The following is a 17,880-nucleotide window of genomic DNA, read 5'->3' on the forward strand; positions in this document are numbered from 1 at the left end:
GTGGAGGCGCGATGCGAATCGCGATTTCTATAGTTTGTCTAGGTTTAGACAAACGATCAATGTGGTTCGGGCGAGGAGGCGGTTTTCACCGCCGGGAAGCGGGGCATGAACGCCCCGGCCACCGCGCTCGCGATCCTTACCATCCGTAGAAGCGCGGCCAAGTCTGTACCGTGCCGTCGTCGTTCAGCGCGTGGTATTCCGGATGTTGCGCACCGGTCGCGCACGCGTGGTTCGGCAGGATCCGCAAACGGGTACCGATTGGAAACCGCTGCGCGATGCCCGTATCGGGCGCATCGATGCGGGATACGATGCCGTGCTCCTGATTGGCCGCGCTCATCACGTACTCGCCGAGTACTTCACCGTCCTCGGTGCACACCTGCCCATAGCCGAAATCCCGCGCCTGCCGCTGCGTGCCGCGATCGCGGCTCATCGCCATCCAGCCCGCGTCGACGATCGCCCAGCCTTTCTCTTCCTGGTGTCCGATGACGGTGGTCAGTACCGACAGCGCGATGTCGGACAGCGCACACACGCCGATGTTGTGCATCACGAGGTCGAACAGCACGTACACGCCCGCGCGGACCTCCGTCACGCCGTCGAGGTTCTGCGCGGACAGCGCGGTCGGCGTCGAGCCGATGCTCACGACCGGGCACGGCAAGCCGGCGGCCCGCAGGCGCGCCGCGGCGCGCACGGTGCGGCTGCGCTCCTGCTCGGCGAGCGCGACCAGCGCATCGCGAGTGTCGTATTCGTAGCTGGAGCCGGCGTGAGCGAGCACGCCGCCGAGCGTCATGCCGCCGTCGGCCAGCGCGCGGCCGACGTCGATCAGCAGGTCGTCGTCGGGCCGGATCCCCGAACGGTGGCCGTCGACGTCGACTTCGATCCACACCTCGAAGCGCTCGCCATGCGCGCGCCCGAATTCGGCGATCGCGTTCGCGGCCGGCAGACTGTCGGCGACGATCTTCAGGTCGCAGCCCTGGCGGCGCAGCGCGAGCGCGTGGCCGAGCCGGGCGGGAATCATCCCGACCGCGTAGACGATGTCGCGCACGCCGGCCGCGAAGAACTGTTCGGCTTCCTTCAGCGTCGACACCGTGATGCCCTGCGCGCCGGCCGCGATCTGCGCGTCGACGATCTGCCGGCACTTGGTGGTCTTCACGTGCGGCCGGAACGTGACGCCGAGCGCGTCCAGATGCGCCTGCATGCGCGCGATGTTGTCACGCATGCGACCGGCGTCGATCAATGCGGCGGGGGTGTTGAGCGGTGGGATGCCCATGGTGCGTTGCCTCGGTGAGTGGCCGACAGCGAACACTGTAGGGCGGTTGGCAAGCCGCGTGTTTAACGCGTGCCAAATCGGTCATTAAGTGCCATTTAATCGAGAAAAGCCGCTCATGCGTTGCCGCGCCATGGCGGCGGATCGAGAAATTGCCGGGCGGCGTCGAGAAAAGCCCGTTGCCGCGCGGAGCGGCCGGTGCGCGACGGCAGCAGCGCGGTCACGGGCGCGGGCGGCAGATGCCAGTCGGGCAGCAGCCTGACCAGCTTGCCGTTCGCCAGCAGCGGCGCGACGTCCCACTCCGAGCGCTCGACGATGCCGAGCCCGGCCAGCGCCCAGTCGGTGATGACGGTGCCGTCGTTCGACGACAGCGCGCCCGTGACGCGGATCACCGCCGATCGCCTGGATTCGCCGGTGTCGTCGCCGGCTTGCGAGAAGCGCCAGCGCGGGATGTCCTCGTCGTTCTCGCGCAGGCACAGGCAGTCGTAGCGGGCCAGGTCGGACGGGTGGTTCAGTTCCTTGATGCGGCGCGCGTAACCGGGGCTCGCGCACAGGAAGCGCTCGTTGGGCGCGAGCGGATAGCCGATCCACGACGAGGACTTGAGACTGCCGACATGGATGACCACGTCGGCCGCCGATGCGCTCGTCAACGGGCTCTCCGACAGGTGCAGCGAGATTTCGAGCTTCGGATGCGCGCGCTGCACGTCGCGCACGATTCGCGCGACGTACTTGCGTCCGAAGCCGAACGGCGCGACGACGCGCAACGTGCCCTGCACGTCGCGGTGATCGCCCGCGATGTTGCCCGGCAGTGCGTCCACGCGCTCGAGAATCTCGACGGCTTCCTGATAGAGCCGCTGACCTTCGTCGGTCAGTTCGATCCCTTTCGGCTGCCGCACGGCGAGCCTCACGTCCAGTCGCGCCTCCATCCGCTGCAGGCGGATCGTGACCGCGGGCGGTGTGAGGTCGAGCAGGCGCGCGGCGGATGCCAATGAGCGCGATGCGCCGATCGCGCGAACGAGTCGAAGGTCGTCGAGGTCGAGCATTTCGTGTCTCTTAATGCGGGTGGTGCCGAGCATTAAACATCACATCGCGTGTCGGATCCATCGATGCGACGCGCGGCTGTGCTTCACGCCTCGAGGCGGCCGCGCGATTTCGATGCCGTTTCGACGCGAAGCCGGCGCGCCGCCGCACGCCGCACTGACGCGCCGCAACATCGCCCCCGGCACCCGATAGGCGGCAGTCCGACGTAATCCTGCGCGGCTCCCGGCGCCGCGCAAAACCCCGCGCCGCAGTGTTCTGTCCCCCAACTTCTGCCCGGTTTGCCCGCCACAGGGCAAAATACGGGTTTTCCGCACCCGAGAGGGCGCGTCCGAATCACGCGCCGGGCGGCGGCAGTGCGCAATCGCACGCCGCCACCGGGCGCCCAGGCAAGCTGCTCGCCGTGTCGCGAGCCCACAGGAGTCCAGACCCCATGCCCGAATCCAACCTGTCCTTCTTCGGCCGGCTATCGCTGGCCGTCGGCACGTTCTTTTCCGTGATCGGCAACCGCGAGTTCGCGGCCGGCGTGCTGCGCGTGCGCGACGGCGCCCCGGTACCGGTCGCCCCGGCGCCCGTCGCGCCGGCCCCCGCCGCGGCGCCGGCGCCCGCGCCCGTGAAGGCGCCGGCCCCCGAGCTGCGCGAAGCGAGCCCGCAAGCCGCGCTGCAACTGCTCGGCCTGCTGCAGCGCGATGCGCGCTTCATCGATTTCGTCGAGGAAGACATCGCCGGCTACGCGGACGCCGACATCGGCGCCGCCGCCCGCCTCGTGCACGACGGCTGCCGTGCCGCGCTGCGCGAGCACTTCACGATCGTGCCGGTGCGCGATGAGGCCGAAGGCAGCCGCGTGACGCTGCCGGCCGGCTTCGACGCGACGGCCGTGCGCGTGACGGGCAACGTGGTCGGTTCCGCCCCCTTCACGGGCACGGTCAGCCATCGCGGCTGGCGTGTTTCCGACGTGCGCCTGCCGAAGCTGACGGGCAGCCACGACGCTTCGGTGGTCGCACCGGCGGAGGTGGAACTGTGAGCGATCCGCGCTATTCGATCGGTATCGACCTCGGTACGACCCATTGCGCGCTGTCGTACGTCGACAGCGCCGTGAGCGACGGCGAAACCATCACGCAGCAGGTGCTGCCGATCGCGCAGCTGACCGCGCCCGGCGCGCTGGAGTCGCGCGACCTGCTGCCGTCGTTCCTCTATCTCCCGCATGAAAGCGAGCTGACGCAGGGCGACCTGACGCTGCCGTGGACGGCCTCGCGCGCGTTCGCGGTCGGCGAGATGGCGCGCACCCGCGGCGCGGGCACGCCGATCCGCCTCGTGTCGAGCGCGAAGAGCTGGCTGTGCCACCCGGGCGTCGATCGCCGCGCGGCGATCCTGCCGAGCGATGCGCCGCCGGAAGTGTCGCGCGTGTCGCCGCTGGAAAGCTCGATCCGCTATCTGACGCACCTGCGCGAAGCGTGGGACCACGCGCATCCCGATGCGCCGTTCGCCGACCAGGACGTGACGGTCACGATCCCCGCGTCGTTCGACCCGGCCGCACGCGAACTGACGGCGGAAGCCGCGCGCGCCGCCGGCTATTCGCGGATGACGCTGCTGGAAGAGCCGCAGGCGGCGCTCTACAGCTGGATCCAGAAGAGCGAAGGCGGCTGGCGCAAGCAGGTGCAGGTCGGCGACCTGATCCTGTGTGTGGACGTGGGCGGCGGCACGACCGACCTGTCGCTGATCGCGGTGGTCGAGCGCGACGGCAATCTCGAGCTGCATCGCGTGGCGGTCGGCGAGCACATCCTGCTCGGCGGCGACAACATGGACCTTGCGCTCGCGCACGTGGTCGCGCGCAAGCTCGCGCAGCAGGGCACGCAGGCCGATCCGTGGCAACTGCGCGCGCTGACCTACGCGTGCCGCTCGGCGAAGGAAACGCTGCTGTCCGACCCGACGACCGACGCGGTGCCGCTCGTCGTGCCGAGCCGCGGCTCGAAGCTGATCGGCGGCTCGATCCGCACGGAGCTGACGCGCGCGGAACTCACGCAGACGATCCTCGAAGGCTTCTTCCCGCAAGTCGATGCAGCCGCGCGTCCGGTGAGCCGCGCCCGCGTCGGCCTGACGCAGCTCGGCTTGCCGTACGCGCAGGACGCGGGCATCACGCGCCATCTCGCGGCGTTCCTCGGCCGCCAGGTCGCGGCGCTCGACGCACTCGAAGGCGTGCAGCGCACGCTGCCGCAGGGCGCGACGTTCCTGCATCCGACCGCGGTGCTGTTCAACGGCGGCGTGTTCAAGTCGGCGCTGCTCACGCAGCGCGTGCTCGATACGCTCAACAGCTGGCTCGCGGCCGAAGGCGCGCCGCCGGCCCGTCTGCTCGAAGGCGCGGATCTCGATCTCGCGGTCGCGCGCGGCGCGGCTTACTACGGCTACGTGAAGCGCGGCCGTGGCGTGCGCATCCGCGGCGGTACGGCGCGTGCGTACTACGTCGCGATCGAATCGGCGATGCCCGCGGTGCCGGGGCTGGAGCCGCCGGTGCAGGCGCTGTGCGTCGCGCCGTTCGGGATGGAGGAGGGCTCGGATGCGGCGCTGCCGCCGCAGGAGTTCGGCCTCGTCGTCGGCGAACCGGTGCAGTTCCGCTTCTTCGGCTCGTCGGTACGGCGTCAGGATCAGGTCGGCACGCTGCTCGACTACTGGTCGCCGGAAGAGCTGCAGGAGCTCGAGGAAATCCAGGCCACGCTGCCCGCCGAAGGGCGTACGGTCGGCGAGGTGGTGCCGGTGAAGCTGCATGCGCGCGTGACCGAAGCCGGCACGCTCGAACTCGAGGCGATCCCGAGCGGCACGGACGAGCGCTGGAAGGTCGAGTTCGACGTGCGCGGCGCCGCCTGAGCGCGATGAAGCGCTATACGGTCGGCATCGACCTCGGCACGAGCAACACGGTCGTCGCATACGTCGAGGCCGGCTCCGACGCGATCCGCGTGTTCGACGTCGAACAGCTGGTCGGCCCCGGTGCGGTGGCCGCGCAGCCGCTGCTGCCGTCGGTGCGCTATCACCCGGCGGCGGGCGAACTGCCGCCGGACGCGCTGCGGCTGCCGTGGGCGGCCGATTCGAAGGCGGGCGCGACGGCTGGTTCGAGGGCTGATCCGAAGGCCTGCGCGAATGCGGCCGGTGCACTGCCGGCCGTGATCGGCCGCTATGCACGCACGCTCGGCGCCCAGGTGCCGGGCCGGCTCGTGACGAGCGCGAAGAGCTGGCTGTCGCATGCATCGGTCGACCGCCTCGCGGCGATCCTGCCGTGGGGCGCGGCCGACGGCGTCGACAAGGTGTCGCCGGTCGATGCGAGCGCGAGCTATCTCGCACACGTGCGTGCCGCGTGGGACGCACGCTTTCCCGATGCGCCGCTCGCGAAGCAGGACGTCATCCTGACGGTGCCTGCGTCGTTCGACGACGGCGCGCGCGCGTTGACGGTCGAGGCCGCCAGACGCGCGAAGCTGCCGGCGCTGCGGTTGCTGGAAGAACCGCAGGCCGCGTTCTACGACTGGTTGTACGGCCAGCGCGCGTCGCTGCGCGACACGTTCGCCACGGCGCGGCGCGTGCTGATCTGCGACGTCGGCGGCGGCACGACCGACCTCACGCTCGTCGACGTCGCGCCCGGCGACGACGGCGAGCCGACCTTCACGCGCGTCGGCGTCGGCAATCACCTGATGCTCGGCGGCGACAACATGGACCTCGCGCTCGCGCGCCTGGTCGAGGCGCGGCTGACCGAGCCCGGCACGCGGCTGTCCGCCGCGAGCCTGTCGCAGCTCGTCGAACGCTGCCGCGCCGCGAAGGAGCGGCTGCTCGGCGACGACGCGCCCGCGTCCGTCACCGTGACGCTGCTCGGCGCGGGCAGCAAGCTCGTCGGCGGCGCGCGCTCGGCCGAGCTGACGCGGCAGGAAGTCGAGCAGATCGTGGTCGACGGGTTCTTTCCGCAGGTCGAGGCCGGCGAGCTGCCGCGTCGCGCGCGGGCCGCGATCGTCGAATTCGGCTTGCCGTATGCGAGCGATGCGGCCGTCACGCGGCACGTCGCCGCGTTCCTGAATCGTCATGCGGAAGGCCCGCTGCCCGACACGCTGCTGCTCAACGGCGGCGTGTTCCGCGCGGGCGCGCTCGCCGGCCGCCTCGCGCAGACGCTCGGCGCGTGGCGCGGCGCGCCGCTCGACGTGCTGCACAACGCGCATCCGGACGTCGCGGTCGCGCGCGGCGCGGTGGCTTACGGGCTCGCGCGGGCAGGGCATGCGCCGCGCATCGGCGGCGGCTCCGCGCGCAGCTATTTCCTCGTGCTCGACGATGGCGACGGCGACGCCGCGCCGCGCGGGGTGTGCCTGCTGCCGCGCGGTTCCGAGGAAGGCCGCGAGATCCGGCTCGACGCGCGCACGTTCGCGCTGCAGCTCGGGCAGCCGGTACGGTTCCACCTCGTGTCGACGGTCGCCGACACCGCGTACCAGCCGGGCGATCTGGTCGGGCTGGACGGCGGCGACTTCGTGCGGCTGCCGCCGATCGCGACGGTCGTCGACGCGAAGGCGGGCGGCGACGCACGCGAAACGCCGGTGAAGCTCACCGCGGCGCTGACCGAGGTCGGCACGCTCGAAATGCATTGCATCGCAACCGATGATGCGTCACGACGCTGGCGGCTCGAATTCCAGTTGCGCGGCGATGCGCCCGCGCAAGGCGACGACGCCGCGCTCGCGCGCCATCCGCGTGTCGATCATGCGATCGAGCTGATCGATCGCTCGTTCGGCGGCAAGTCGGCGGACGTCACGCCGAAGGACACGAAACGGTTGCGCGCACAACTTGAGCAGGTGCTGGGCCCGCGCGACGAGTGGGATGTGGCGCTCGCGCGCGAACTGTTCGACGCGTTGCTCGCGCGGGCGCGTCGCCGGCGGCGGTCGGCCGATCATGAACGTGCGTGGCTGAACCTCGCCGGCTATTGCCTGCGTCCGGGCTTCGGCCATCCGCTCGATGCGTGGCGCATCGAGCAGCTGTGGCCGCTGTTCGACGACGGGATCCAGTACGTGAACGACGCGCAGGTGTGGTCCGAGTGGTGGACGCTGTGGCGGCGCGTGGCCGGCGGCCTCGACGACGACGCGCAGACGCAGGTGCGCGATGCCATCGCCTTCCTCGAACCGTCCGGCGACAAGCGCCGCAAGCTGCCGTTCGATCCGGCCAAGGTCGGCCCGGCCGACATGACGCGCTTGTCCGCGTCGCTGGAGCGGCTGCCGGTCGAGCGCAAGGTCGAGCTGGCCGAGCGGCTGATCGTGCAGTTGCAGAAGCCGGCCGAGCGCACGCTGTGTGCGTGGGCGCTCGGGCGGATCGGGGCGCGGCGGCCGTTCTACGGCAGCGCGCACAGTGTCGTGCCGCCCGAGGTCGCGAACCGCTGGCTCGACGCGCTGTTCGCGCTCGACTGGAAGCAGGTCGAACCCGCGGCGTTCGCGGTCGCGCAGATCGCGCGGATGACGGGCGATCGCGAACGCGATCTGCCGGACGATACGCGTGAAGCGGTGATCAAGCGTCTGTCGGCCGCGAATGCGTCGGCGGCGTGGCTCGACATGGTGCGCGAAGCGATCGCGTTCGACGAAGCCGATACGGCGCGCGTGTTCGGCGAAACGCTGCCGGCGGGGTTGAAGCTGCTGGTGGGGTGATTGAAAGACAGGGTGCTTCGATCTCGTTCGCGGGTCGAAGCATCGTCCGGTCGCGGCGGCGCGTGCGTCGCTGCCAGTCCGCTCAGGCGTGCGACACCGGTTCGCGTTGCCGCTCCACCGATTCGATTTCCTTCACGTCATGTGCCGTCGCCCGCCGCGCAAGATGAATCCCTGCCAGCATGCAGCGCACCGACCCACCAGCCAGCTCGATCGTCGGCACGTCGAGCGGCAGCAGCCGCGCGGAGCGTTCGATCGCCGCGCGCTGCTCGCCGGTGAGACAGTCGAACGCGCGCCGCGACAGCGCGAGCACGCGCCCATCCCTGCCCGACAATTCCAGCGTATTGCCCGCGAAATTCGCGATCTGCGCGTGACCGAGCGCGATCACGGTGCGGCCCGTTTCGGCCAGGCGTTGCGCGATCTCGTCGCGGCGACGCCGATCGACGATCAGGTCGAGGCCGACCATCGCGAACTCGGTGGCGACGCTCATCATCACGTTCGTGTGATAGATCGGGTTGCCGTTCGCATCGGCCGTGTCGAAGCAGATCGGCTCGAAGTTGAAGTTCGTGCAGAAGCGTTCGAGCGCGACCGGATCGGCGCGGCGCGAGCGCGCGGTGTAAGCGATCCGCGCGACGTGGTCGAGCACCATCGCGCCGGTGCCTTCGAGGAACACGTCGTCGTATTCGAGCCCCGAGTAGTCGATCACGTCCTGCACGCGGTATTCGGCCTTCAGCATCTCGATCACGTCGGCCCGCCGCTCGCGGCGACGGTTCGGGCTATACATCGGAAACAGCGCGATGTGCCCGCCCGGATGCGTCGAGAACCAGTTGTTCGGGAACACGGAGTCGGGCGTGTCGCGCTCGCCGTGGTCGTCGAACACGTGCACGCGCACGCCGGCGTCCGTGAGCGTCTGCGCGGCGGCGGTGACTTCGTCGCGCGCGGCGGCCGACACCGACTGCGTGTCGTGCGCGCCGCCGCTGGCCGTGCGCTGGAACGCGTTGTCGGCCGCGGTCTGCGGGTTCGGCAGGAAGCGGTGCGGCCGGATCATCACGACGGCGGCCGGCGCCTGGATCGATACGAGATTCATGAACGGAAGAAGGGAAAGGCGAGGAACCGGGCGGCGTGCACGCCGCCCGCGATGACGATCAGCGCGCGAATGCGGCGACGGCTTCGGTCACGAAGGCCGCGTGTCCTTGCGCGATCGCGGCCGGATCGTCGATCAGCGCGAACAGGTTCTTCGGATCGACGGCCGGCGGAATCAGCGCGATCTCGACGCCCGCGTTGTGCTGCTGCGCGAGCGCGTACAGGTAGCGCAGCGCCGAGTAGTCCTCGAGCGCGAAGCCGACCGAGTCGAACACCGTCACTTCATCCGCGCGTTCGCGGCCGCTCGTCTCGCCCTGCAGCACACGCCACAGTTCGGTCACCGGGAAGTCGGCCGGCATCTGCTGGATCTCGCCCTCGACGCGCGACTGCGGCTCGAATTCGACGAACACGCGGCCCGCGTGCAGCACGCCCGCTTCGAGCTCGGTCTTGCCCGGGCAATCGCCGCCGACCGCGTTCAGGTGCATGCCGGGCTCGATCATGTCGGCCGTGACGATGGTCGCGTACGCCTTGTCGGCGGTGACGGTCGTCACGATGTCGGCGCCGCGCACGGCGTCGGCCGTCGACGCGGCACGCACGACGCGCAATTCAGGGTACGCGGCGAGGTTCTTCACGAGCTTGTCGGTCGCGAGCGGATCGACGTCGAACACGCGGAGCTCTTCGATGCCGAGCAGCGTGTGGAACGCGATCGCCTGGAATTCGCTTTGCGCGCCGTTGCCGATCAGCGCCATCGTGCGCGAGTCGGGGCGGGCGAGCGCCTGCGCGGCCAGCACCGACGTCGCGGCCGTGCGCAGCGCGGTGGTCAGCGTGAGTTCGGCGAGCAGCAGCGGGTAGCCGGTGTCGACTTCGGCCAGCGCGCCGAACGCCATCACCGTGTGCATCCCGCGCGCGGCGTTGACGGGGTGACCGTTCACGTACTTGAACGCGAACAGCGACGCGTTCGCGACCGGCATCAGCTCGATCACGCCGTCGCGCGAGTGGCACGCGACGCGCGGCGACTTGTCGAAATCGGCCCAGTGCAGGTAATCGGCGCGCAGCGTGTCGACGAGCTCACGCAGGAACGGCGTGACGCCGGTCTTGGCGATCAGTCGGGCGGTGGCGGGAACGTCGAGGAAGCGAGTCATCGGTCTGTCTCCATTTTTTTGCCGGGACGGGTGTCCAGGCGTTCTGGTCGGCCGGGGCGGGCGCTGCTTCGGCCCGGGCCCCGGCTCCATGAAAGGCGCGGCGCGGTGGTTGCGGCCGGTCGATGAATCATTATTTCCGGGAGTCGAGCCAACAAAAAGACGGCAAAAGTGGCAGATTTATCGATAGACTTGGCATATTGCTGGCCCGATCCGGCAGTTTGTACGATTCGTGCTGGCCGGAATGCATGCCGTCCGGCGCGCTGGCGGCCGGCTCACGTTCAACAGGAAGGTCCGTTCATGATTACGCTCGACGACGTCGACCGGCAGCTCATCGCGCTGCTGCGCGATAACGCGCGGCTGCCCGTCGTCGCCCTGGCGAAGGCGCTGCGCGTTGCGCGCGCGACCGTGCAGAACCGGCTGACGCGGCTGGAGAAGAACGGCGTGATCGTCGGCTATACGGTGCGGCTCAAGCCGGCGGCCGAGCGCCACCGGATCCGCGCGCTGATGTCGATCGCGGTGCAGGGCAATCGCGGCGCGGAAGTGGTGAAGGTGCTGCGCGGGCATCCGAACATCGCGTCGATCCACAGCACGAACGGGCGCTGGGATCTCGTCGCCGAGCTGCACGCCGATTCGCTCGAGCATTTCGATCGCGTGCTCGGCGCGATCCGGCTGATCGACGGGATCGCGAGTACGGAGACGAGTATCTTGTTGTCGACGCACAAGGCGTAGCGAACGGCACGCGGCGCGCCGAAGTGTCGGGCGACGCGCATTCGAAGGGCGTCCGGTTGAAGGCGGTGGCGACTGCGCGCCTGGCGCGCCATCATTTTCGATCGGCGTGTCGCGCGATCTTCGGTGAACCTAAGCTTTGCTTGCGCGCGTCGATGTTGCCCGCGGAAACGTCAGCACCACCGCAAACCCGCCCGCGTCCGGAAACGCGAACCCCACGCACCCGCCGTGCGCCTTCATCACTTCCTGCACGATCGCGAGCCCGAGCCCCGACCCCGTGCGGTGCTCGGTGCCGTCCGGCGCGATCCGCACGAACGGCTGCAATGCCGCGTCCCAGTGCTCGCGCGGCATGCCTCGGCCGTTGTCGGTGATGGTCAGCGTCACCGCTTGATTTGCGTTGCCCGAGGTCGCGACCGACACGACGATATCGTCCGCATGCCCGTGCAGCAGCGCGTTCGACCGTGTTTCCTGTCATCGGGTAGCCGTGCTCACCATGCGAACAACAGCAGCGCCAGAAGTTCGACGGAAGGAAGCGTGACGACGAGAAACAAAACGATCATGGATCTGTTCTGCTTGTCCGATACTGCGAATGCGATTGCGAGTACGACAGTTGCGAACCATCCTGCGAGGCAGTAAAAGGAAAACCGTATGATGGGCGACCACTCCCCGGGGTCGTCGAGAAAGTCGATGTCTGGCCATGCTAGGCGCCTGAGCCAGCCTGCAGTTGCAATCAGCAGCATTTGCATGATTCCGAGGGCGATGTAGCGGATGGTCATTGATCTGGGCGCTTCGGATAGTGATTCTTTTGCGCAACCCGCTTTGATTTTTCGAGCACCGCCGATAATTCCGCCGGTGTCACGGGCGTCGGGAGCCAGCGTGGATCATGGGCGAGGATGCCGATTGATTCAAGTACGTCGGCCACGTTGGACGAGCAACTGTTGTTGAAAATACTATACGTGCTGGAATGAGGGTATGTTCTTTTGAACGCTCGATCAATAGCGACACGTCGTTCGAGTTCCTTCCGGATCTTCTCTTTTTCGGCCAACGAAAGTCTCACGACCAAGCCAAGGTTATCCCGCCATAAATTTCCACTGGTCCTTATCGAGCCGTTTGCTAGCGATACAATTCCACCATTCAGGTAGGTACTCTTATCGATCTTGACGTATTCTTCATGGGCGCGGCTATACACGATGCCGTCAATCTCGATTGCCACGTGACCCCATTGCGAACCTCGGCTGCGCAAGCGTGAATCGCTGACGATCACTTCGACGCTTGTCGTGTCGGAAATCACCTTCTTGATGGCGTTGTCCGTGGTTGGCGTAGTCTCTTTAACCGCGATAAGGCGATATTTCACGCCTTCCGGAGAAATGTGCGTGCGATTCCCCATAGTTATCCCGCTACGTACAGTTTGATTCGTTCTGGCTGCTGTCCGGATTCGATCTGGTGTGTGCGTCCGAAATGATCTGTTGTGCCGTACACGATGCGTCCGTTTTCGAACTGCAGGGCATACGGGGTATGAGACAGGACCACTCCTGTCGGATCGTATAGCACGAATCGTTCATCGAATGACTCCGTGCCCACGAATGACAAACTTGCCTCCATGGAGGCTGTCGTGTCTGCGATATTTGATGGGCGTCGGCTCGATTGCAGAAAAATACCAGGGTTGCTTCCGACAATGGCGCGATTATCCCCGCAAGGGCACATCACGATGTCTCCATCGACGACGACATTGCGTCCTTTTTCCGAGATACCCTTCCCGGTAGCGACTATCTTGAATGCTCCCTTGCAAGTGCCGCAGGTTGCTCTTTCTCCATCCAGTGCAACCTTTTTCCCACCATCATAGATGGTGGAGGCGTGAGCGATGACCGATCCGCGAGTCGTAGTCGGATCGCCGTCACGTACGGCAGCCTTACGCATGATTAGAATCTCAGTGTCATCAATGTTGAGACGGTGACGCTGTGTTTGAGCGTTTGTCACGCGCTCATTCGGCACAGCGAATTGGTGTCAACATGATGGTGGTTGGAAACGACGACATGCAATAAGACAGATTCGAATATTTGATTCAATTCGCCGTGATTTCAGACTTGTTTGGGAAATCATCGGAAGCAGTGTCCGAAATCAAGCGTCGCATTGCAGTGCTGCTGAAGAACTTCAGGCACCTGTACGTTTGCGCGATTCACCCGTGTTTGTGCCACCATCTATTCCCGTACCACGCGGAAACGTCAGCACCACCGCAAACCCGCCCGCGTCGGGAAACGCGAACCCCACGCGCCCGCCGTGCGCCTTCATCACTTCCTGCACGATCGCGAGCCCGAGCCCCGACCCCGTGCGGTGCTCGGTGCCGTCCGGCGCGATCCGCACGAACGGCTGCAATGCCGCGTCCCAGTGCTCGCGCGGCATGCCTCGGCCGTTGTCGGTGATGGTCAGCGTCACCGCTTGATTTGCGTTGCCCGAGGTCGCGACCGACACGACGATATCGTCCGCATGCCCGTGCAGCAGCGCGTTGTGCAGCACGTTCGACAACGCTTCCTGCAGACTGATCGCATCGCCGTCGATCCAAGCGTGCGCGGAATCGCTTGCGAACGCGACGGCCACATCGCGCGCGTCCGCGAGCGGAATCGCGCGGCCGAGCACGTCCTTCGCGAGCGCGACGAGTTCGACCGGTTGCAGCGGCACGGCCTCGGTGCGATGGATCACCATCGCGTGATTGAGCAGCTGCCCGGTGAGGCGGCCGACATCCGAGCAGGTCGCACGCAACGCATCGAGGCGCGCCGCATGACGCGCGGGATCGTCCTCGCCGTCGAGCAGCTCGATCTGCGCGTCGAGCCGCGCGAGCGGCGTGCGCATCTGGTGCGCGGCGTCGGCGATGAAACGCTGCATCGCGTTGATCCGCTCCGCCAGGCGGTGCATCAGCCCGTTGATCGAATCGATGATCGCGTCGATCTCGCTCGGCGTATCGACGGCCACCGGCCGCAGGTCGGCCGGGTCGCGCGCGGCGATGATCGTGCCGATCTGCGCGAGCGGGCGCAGCCCGCGCCGGATCGCGAGGCCGCTCGCGCCGATCGCGAGCACGCTCATCAGCAGGATCAGCGTCCACACCTTGAGGCTCATGTCGTTCGTCAGTTGCTGCCGCGCGTTGGTTGTCTGCGCAACGGTGACGAGCGCCCAGCCCGGCGTGCTTTCCTCCGGCATGTAACGCGCGATGGTCGCGGTGCGGATCCGGTGACCCTGGTAGACCGCGTTCGCGAACGCGGGGCCCTGCTTCGCGGCGGCGAGCGTCGCGGGGCTGGCGAGATCGTTGTAGCCGGCCACCACGACGCCGCGGGAGTCGACGACCTTGTAGTACACCAGGTCGTAGCGCGACAGCGTCGACAGCGCGGCGACCGGCGGGTTCAGCGCGAGCACGCCGCCCTGCACGTACAGGTTCTCCGCGACCTGGATCGACGCGCCGGCGAGCAACTGGTCGTACGCGCGCTCGGCCGCGACGCCCGCGTAGTAGCGTGCGATCGCCGCCAGCGCGAGCGCGCCGGTCGCGACGACGAGCGCAATGAACAGCAGCGTGCGCCCGAACAGCGTCCTCGGGAACCAGTTACTGCGCGACAATCTGATACCCCATCCCGCGCGCGGTGCGGATCTCGACCGAGCTGCCCTGCAGCTTCTTGCGCACGCGCGTCACGTATTGCTCGACCGCGTTCGCGGTCGGCTCGTTGCCGAAGCTGAACAGCTGGTTCAGCAGTTCGTCCTTCGAGAAGATCCGCTGCGGCCGGCTCGCGAGGATCTCGAGCAGCGCGAACTCCTGACGCGACAGCGACAGCGGTCGACCGTCGAGTTCCGCGAGACGGCTGCTGCGATCGATCACGAGGCCGCCGAGCGTCAGCACGTCGTTCGCATGGCCGCTGTTGCGGCGCAGCAGCGCCTGCACGCGCGCGTCGAGCTCGCGGTAGTCGAACGGCTTCACGAGATAGTCGTCGGCGCCGAGACCGAGGCCGCTCACGCGATCGTCGATCGCCGAGCGCGCGGTGACGAGCAGCACCGGCGTCGTGCTGCCCGACGCGCGGAGGTGGCGCAATACCGCGAAGCCGTCGAGGCCGGGCAGGTTCGCATCGAGCACGACGAGGTCGAAGCGCTCGACGCGCAGCAGGCTGTTCGCGGTCGAACCGTCGGTTTCGAGATCGACGGCATGGCCGAGTCGCGCGAGGCGGCTGCGGATCGCCGCGCCGATTTCGGCATCGTCCTCCACGACGAGAATGCGCATGGTGCCGTTCGCAGATAGGTAGGTTAGGGGTTTTCCCGAGGCCGGGATGTCAGCATTTTCTCAGACTCGCTCGATAACCTGTGTTCAGCCGGAACAAGCGAAGACGGCATTAATACCAGAGGAGACGGCAACATGCAGCATGTCACAGGCACGACGGGGGGGCGGTCGATTGCGCGGCGAAGCCTGACGCCGGCGGTCGCGTTGCCGCTTGCCGAGCGTCGTGCGGAGGCGTGCGCATGACGACGTCGGCGCGCCGCCGCGCGTTGCTCGCCGCCGGCCTCGGCGCGCTGGGCATGCTCGGCGCGGCGTCTCGGGTGCGCGCGACGCCGCGCACGGTGCGGATCTCGAAAGGCTATGGCGTGCTGTACCTGCCGCTGCTCGTGATGGAGAAGCAGCACCTGTTCGAGCGGCACGCGGCACGGCACGGCCTGCGCGACGTCGCGGTCGAATGGGTACTGCTCGACGGCGGCAATTCCGTCAACGACGCGATGATGGCCGGCACGCTCGATTTCGCCGGTGCCGGCGCGCCGGGCTTCATCGAGCTGTGGGCGAGGGCGCGCGGGATTCCGAACGTCGAGGTGATCGGCATCAGCGGATTGTCGACGACGTCGCTGTCGCTCAATGCGAATCGTCCGGGCCTGACATCGCTGCGCGACTTCACGTCGTCCGACCGGATCGCGGTGCCGGGCATCCGCACGTCGCTATCGGCGGTCGTGCTGCAGATGGTCGCGAGCCGGCAGCTCGGCGCGACGCATTTCGCGCAGCTCGATTCGATCACCGTGAACCTGCCGCATCCGCAGGCGATGCAGGCGCTGATCCGCCGCGAGAACGGCGTCACCGCGCACTTCACGTCGCCGCCGTTCTCGACGCTCGAGTTGCGCCAGCCGGGCATTCGTCGCGTCGTGAATTCGGTCGACGTGCTCGGCCCGATGACGCTCGACGTCGTGTTCGCGCCGAAGCGGCTCGTCGATACGGAGCCCGCGCTGGCCGCGGCGTTTCTCGGCGCGCTCGACGAAGCGAATCGCGTGATCGTGCGGGATCCGCGCGCGGCGGCCGCGCTGTATGCGTCGTCGTCGGGGGTCGGCGTGTCGCATGACGACGTGATGCAGATGCTTGCCGCGCCGGACACGCGCTTCTCGGTGCGGCCGAACCAGCTGATGGACTACGTCGAATTCCTGTACCTCGCCGGCACGATCAAGGCGAAGCCGCGAGCGTGGCACGAGATGTTCGCGCCGATGCTCGACGACTACCGGACGGGCTGACGGCGGCGGCCATCCGTTTCCGGATCCCGATTTCCATTAAACCCCACCGCGCCCGCGCGTTCGTCGCGCGCGGCGCCGATGCAACCGACTAGCAACCGATTCACGGAGGAGCCCGCAGTGAATGCCACCGAAACCCTGGACCCCGCGTCCGCCGAAGAGCAGCGCATCATGTCGAAGATGGCGCGGCGCCTGCTGCCCATCCTCGTCGTGATGTTCCTGATCGCGTTCATCGACCGGCAGAACGTCGGCTTCGCGAAACTGCAGATGGTGCACAGCCTCGGGATGACCGAGGCCGCGTTCGGTCTCGCCTCGTCGCTGTTCTTCATCGGCTACCTGCTGTTCGAAGTGCCGAGCACACTCGCGCTGCATCGTTACGGCGCCCGCGTGTGGCTCGCGCGGATCATGCTGACGTGGGGCCTCATCACCGTGCTGATGGGCTTCACGACGTCGATGCCCGCATTCTGTTCGCTGCGCTTCCTGCTCGGGATCGCGGAGGCCGGCTTCTATCCGGGCGTGATCTACTACCTGACGCTGTGGTTCCCGCAGAGCTACCGCGCGAAGGTGCTCGGCATCTTCACGCTCGGCAGCGCGCTCGCGAACATGCTCGGTTCGCTGGTCGGCGGCGTGCTGTTGAGCCTGAACGGCGTGGGCGGGCTCGCGGGCTGGCAGTGGGTGTTCATCGCGACCGGCATTCCGGCGGTGATCGTCGCGATCGTCGTGTTTCGCGTGCTGCCGGCATCGTTCCGCGACGCGCCGTTCCTCGACGAACGCGAGAAGCAGATCGTCGCGGCCGCGCTGGAGCGCGAGAAGCCGGCGCAGGCCGAGCATGCGCAGCCGTGGAAGGCGCTGCTCGATCCGCGCGTGATGCTGTTCGCGGCGACCTACATGCTGATGTCGACATCGCTGTACGGCGTCACGTACTGGCTGCCGACGCTCGTGAAATCGTTCGGCGTGTCGAGCACGACGAACGGTTTCCTGAGCATGCTGCCGTGGGCGCTCGCGGTGGTGCTGCTGGTGTGGCTGCCGTCGAAGCTGCGGCGCGCGAAGAGCATCCTGCGCACGATCGCGATCGTCGCGGCGCTGGGCGCGCTCGGCTTCCTGCTGAGCCTCGTGCTGCCGTCGACGCCGCTGCGCTTCATCGCGCTCGTGCTCGGCGGCGCTTGCATCCCGCTGCTGTATCCGTGCTTCTGGTCGATGCCGCCGCGCTACTTCACCGGCGCGCGCGCGGCGGCGAGCGTCGCGGCGATCAACTCGATCGGCAACCTCGGCGGCTTCTTCAGCCAGAACCTGATGCCGTTCGCGGGCAAGGTGACGGGCACCGCGTTCGGGCCGATGATCGTGCCGATCGTGTGCCTCGCGTTGCTCGGGATCGGTGCGCTGGTCGCGTGGACGCGCTCGGAGCGGGGGATGGTGGCGGCGCGGGCGTGATGTGCTACCGTGCACGCGGTTGAAATGCATG

15 protein-coding genes and 1 pseudogene are annotated in these 17,880 nt (G+C 67.8%); 6 read left to right on the forward strand and 10 right to left on the reverse strand.

The window, feature by feature from the left end:
- Positions 1-136 precede the first annotated feature (136 nt).
- On the reverse strand, positions 137-1,267 hold the full coding sequence (locus tag ACTJKF_RS15230) for a DSD1 family PLP-dependent enzyme (protein WP_440624337.1): 1,131 nt from the start codon (positions 1,265-1,267) through the stop codon (positions 137-139).
- Between the two features lie 113 nt (positions 1,268-1,380).
- Complete coding sequence (locus ACTJKF_RS15235) at positions 1,381-2,340, reverse strand: LysR family transcriptional regulator (protein ID WP_440624338.1); 960 nt, start codon at positions 2,338-2,340, stop codon at positions 1,381-1,383.
- A 395-nt stretch (positions 2,341-2,735) separates the two neighbouring features.
- Here ACTJKF_RS15235 and ACTJKF_RS15240 point away from each other — a divergent pair, with 395 nt between their 5' ends.
- Genes ACTJKF_RS15240 through ACTJKF_RS15250 form a run of 3 tightly spaced genes read left to right on the forward strand, consistent with a single transcriptional unit; the run spans position 2,736 to position 7,956 of the window.
- Positions 2,736-3,326, forward strand: a complete 591-nt coding sequence (locus ACTJKF_RS15240) for a DUF2760 domain-containing protein (protein WP_440624339.1) — start codon at positions 2,736-2,738, stop codon at positions 3,324-3,326.
- Positions 3,323-5,164: an Hsp70 family protein gene (locus ACTJKF_RS15245; RefSeq protein WP_440624340.1), complete on the forward strand. Its 1,842-nt coding sequence runs from the start codon at positions 3,323-3,325 to the stop codon at positions 5,162-5,164. Before ACTJKF_RS15240 ends, ACTJKF_RS15245 begins: the two co-directional genes overlap by 4 nt.
- A 5-nt stretch (positions 5,165-5,169) precedes the next feature.
- Positions 5,170-7,956 (forward strand): Hsp70 family protein, encoded by a 2,787-nt coding sequence (locus tag ACTJKF_RS15250; RefSeq protein ID WP_440624341.1) that lies wholly within the window; start codon positions 5,170-5,172, stop codon positions 7,954-7,956.
- 82 nt (positions 7,957-8,038) lie between these two features.
- Here the strand turns inward: ACTJKF_RS15250 and ctlX are convergent, their stop codons facing one another.
- Both ctlX and ACTJKF_RS15260 read right to left on the reverse strand, forming a co-directional pair.
- Positions 8,039-9,040, reverse strand: coding sequence for a citrulline utilization hydrolase CtlX (ctlX, locus tag ACTJKF_RS15255; protein WP_440624342.1), 1,002 nt, complete (start codon positions 9,038-9,040; stop codon positions 8,039-8,041).
- A 58-nt stretch (positions 9,041-9,098) separates the two neighbouring features.
- Positions 9,099-10,178 carry an ornithine cyclodeaminase gene (locus ACTJKF_RS15260; protein ID WP_440624343.1) on the reverse strand — a complete coding sequence of 360 codons (1,080 nt, stop codon included), beginning with the start codon at positions 10,176-10,178 and terminating at the stop codon, positions 9,099-9,101.
- Positions 10,179-10,475: 297 nt separating this feature from the next.
- Here ACTJKF_RS15260 and ACTJKF_RS15265 point away from each other — a divergent pair, with 297 nt between their 5' ends.
- Positions 10,476-10,907: an Lrp/AsnC family transcriptional regulator gene (locus ACTJKF_RS15265; RefSeq protein WP_440624344.1), complete on the forward strand. Its 432-nt coding sequence runs from the start codon at positions 10,476-10,478 to the stop codon at positions 10,905-10,907.
- Between the two features lie 129 nt (positions 10,908-11,036).
- Here the strand turns inward: ACTJKF_RS15265 and ACTJKF_RS15270 are convergent.
- The 6 genes and pseudogenes from ACTJKF_RS15270 to ACTJKF_RS15295 form a co-directional block, all read right to left on the reverse strand.
- Positions 11,037-11,360 (reverse strand): annotated as a pseudogene (locus ACTJKF_RS15270) (sensor histidine kinase); the annotation flags it as partial.
- A gap of 32 nt (positions 11,361-11,392) precedes the next feature.
- Positions 11,393-11,680 carry a hypothetical protein gene (locus ACTJKF_RS15275; protein ID WP_440624345.1) on the reverse strand — a complete coding sequence of 96 codons (288 nt, stop codon included), beginning with the start codon at positions 11,678-11,680 and terminating at the stop codon, positions 11,393-11,395.
- Positions 11,677-12,258: a hypothetical protein gene (locus ACTJKF_RS15280; protein WP_440624346.1), complete on the reverse strand. Its 582-nt coding sequence runs from the start codon at positions 12,256-12,258 to the stop codon at positions 11,677-11,679. The genes ACTJKF_RS15275 and ACTJKF_RS15280 overlap by 4 nt, the downstream gene beginning before the upstream one ends.
- 35 nt (positions 12,259-12,293) lie before the next feature.
- Entirely contained in the window at positions 12,294-12,881 is a 588-nt protein-coding gene (locus ACTJKF_RS15285) for a PAAR domain-containing protein (RefSeq protein WP_440624347.1), read from the reverse strand.
- Positions 12,882-13,055: 174 nt separating this feature from the next.
- Positions 13,056-14,507 carry a sensor histidine kinase gene (locus ACTJKF_RS15290; protein ID WP_440624348.1) on the reverse strand — a complete coding sequence of 484 codons (1,452 nt, stop codon included), beginning with the start codon at positions 14,505-14,507 and terminating at the stop codon, positions 13,056-13,058.
- Entirely contained in the window at positions 14,494-15,159 is a 666-nt protein-coding gene (locus tag ACTJKF_RS15295) for a response regulator transcription factor (protein ID WP_440624349.1), read from the reverse strand. The genes ACTJKF_RS15290 and ACTJKF_RS15295 overlap by 14 nt, the downstream gene beginning before the upstream one ends.
- A 236-nt stretch (positions 15,160-15,395) precedes the next feature.
- On the opposite strand from ACTJKF_RS15295, the gene ACTJKF_RS15300 reads away from it, so the two are divergent.
- Positions 15,396-16,421 (forward strand): ABC transporter substrate-binding protein, encoded by a 1,026-nt coding sequence (locus tag ACTJKF_RS15300; protein ID WP_440624351.1) that lies wholly within the window; start codon positions 15,396-15,398, stop codon positions 16,419-16,421.
- 117 nt (positions 16,422-16,538) lie between these two features.
- Positions 16,539-17,849 (forward strand): MFS transporter, encoded by a 1,311-nt coding sequence (locus ACTJKF_RS15305; protein WP_440624352.1) that lies wholly within the window; start codon positions 16,539-16,541, stop codon positions 17,847-17,849.
- Positions 17,850-17,880: the final 31 nt, after the last annotated feature.

Origin of the sequence: Burkholderia sp. 22313 (assembly GCF_052045245.1) — a bacterium.
Lineage (GTDB): Bacteria > Pseudomonadota > Gammaproteobacteria > Burkholderiales > Burkholderiaceae > Burkholderia.

Excerpts from the sequence above, each read along its gene's own strand:
- ACTJKF_RS15230 (WP_440624337.1), bottom strand. The coding sequence starts at position 1,267 with ATGGGCATCCCACCGCTCAACACCCCCGCCGCATTGATCGACGCCGGT.
- ACTJKF_RS15235 (WP_440624338.1), bottom strand. The coding sequence starts at position 2,340 with ATGCTCGGCACCACCCGCATTAAGAGACACGAAATGCTCGACCTCGAC.
- ACTJKF_RS15240 (WP_440624339.1), top strand. The coding sequence starts at position 2,736 with ATGCCCGAATCCAACCTGTCCTTCTTCGGCCGGCTATCGCTGGCCGTC.
- ACTJKF_RS15250 (WP_440624341.1), top strand. The coding sequence starts at position 5,170 with ATGAAGCGCTATACGGTCGGCATCGACCTCGGCACGAGCAACACGGTC.
- ctlX (WP_440624342.1), bottom strand. The coding sequence starts at position 9,040 with ATGAATCTCGTATCGATCCAGGCGCCGGCCGCCGTCGTGATGATCCGG.
- ACTJKF_RS15260 (WP_440624343.1), bottom strand. The coding sequence starts at position 10,178 with ATGACTCGCTTCCTCGACGTTCCCGCCACCGCCCGACTGATCGCCAAG.
- ACTJKF_RS15265 (WP_440624344.1), top strand. The coding sequence starts at position 10,476 with ATGATTACGCTCGACGACGTCGACCGGCAGCTCATCGCGCTGCTGCGC.
- ACTJKF_RS15275 (WP_440624345.1), bottom strand. The coding sequence starts at position 11,680 with ATGACCATCCGCTACATCGCCCTCGGAATCATGCAAATGCTGCTGATT.
- ACTJKF_RS15295 (WP_440624349.1), bottom strand. The coding sequence starts at position 15,159 with ATGCGCATTCTCGTCGTGGAGGACGATGCCGAAATCGGCGCGGCGATC.
- ACTJKF_RS15300 (WP_440624351.1), top strand. The coding sequence starts at position 15,396 with ATGACGACGTCGGCGCGCCGCCGCGCGTTGCTCGCCGCCGGCCTCGGC.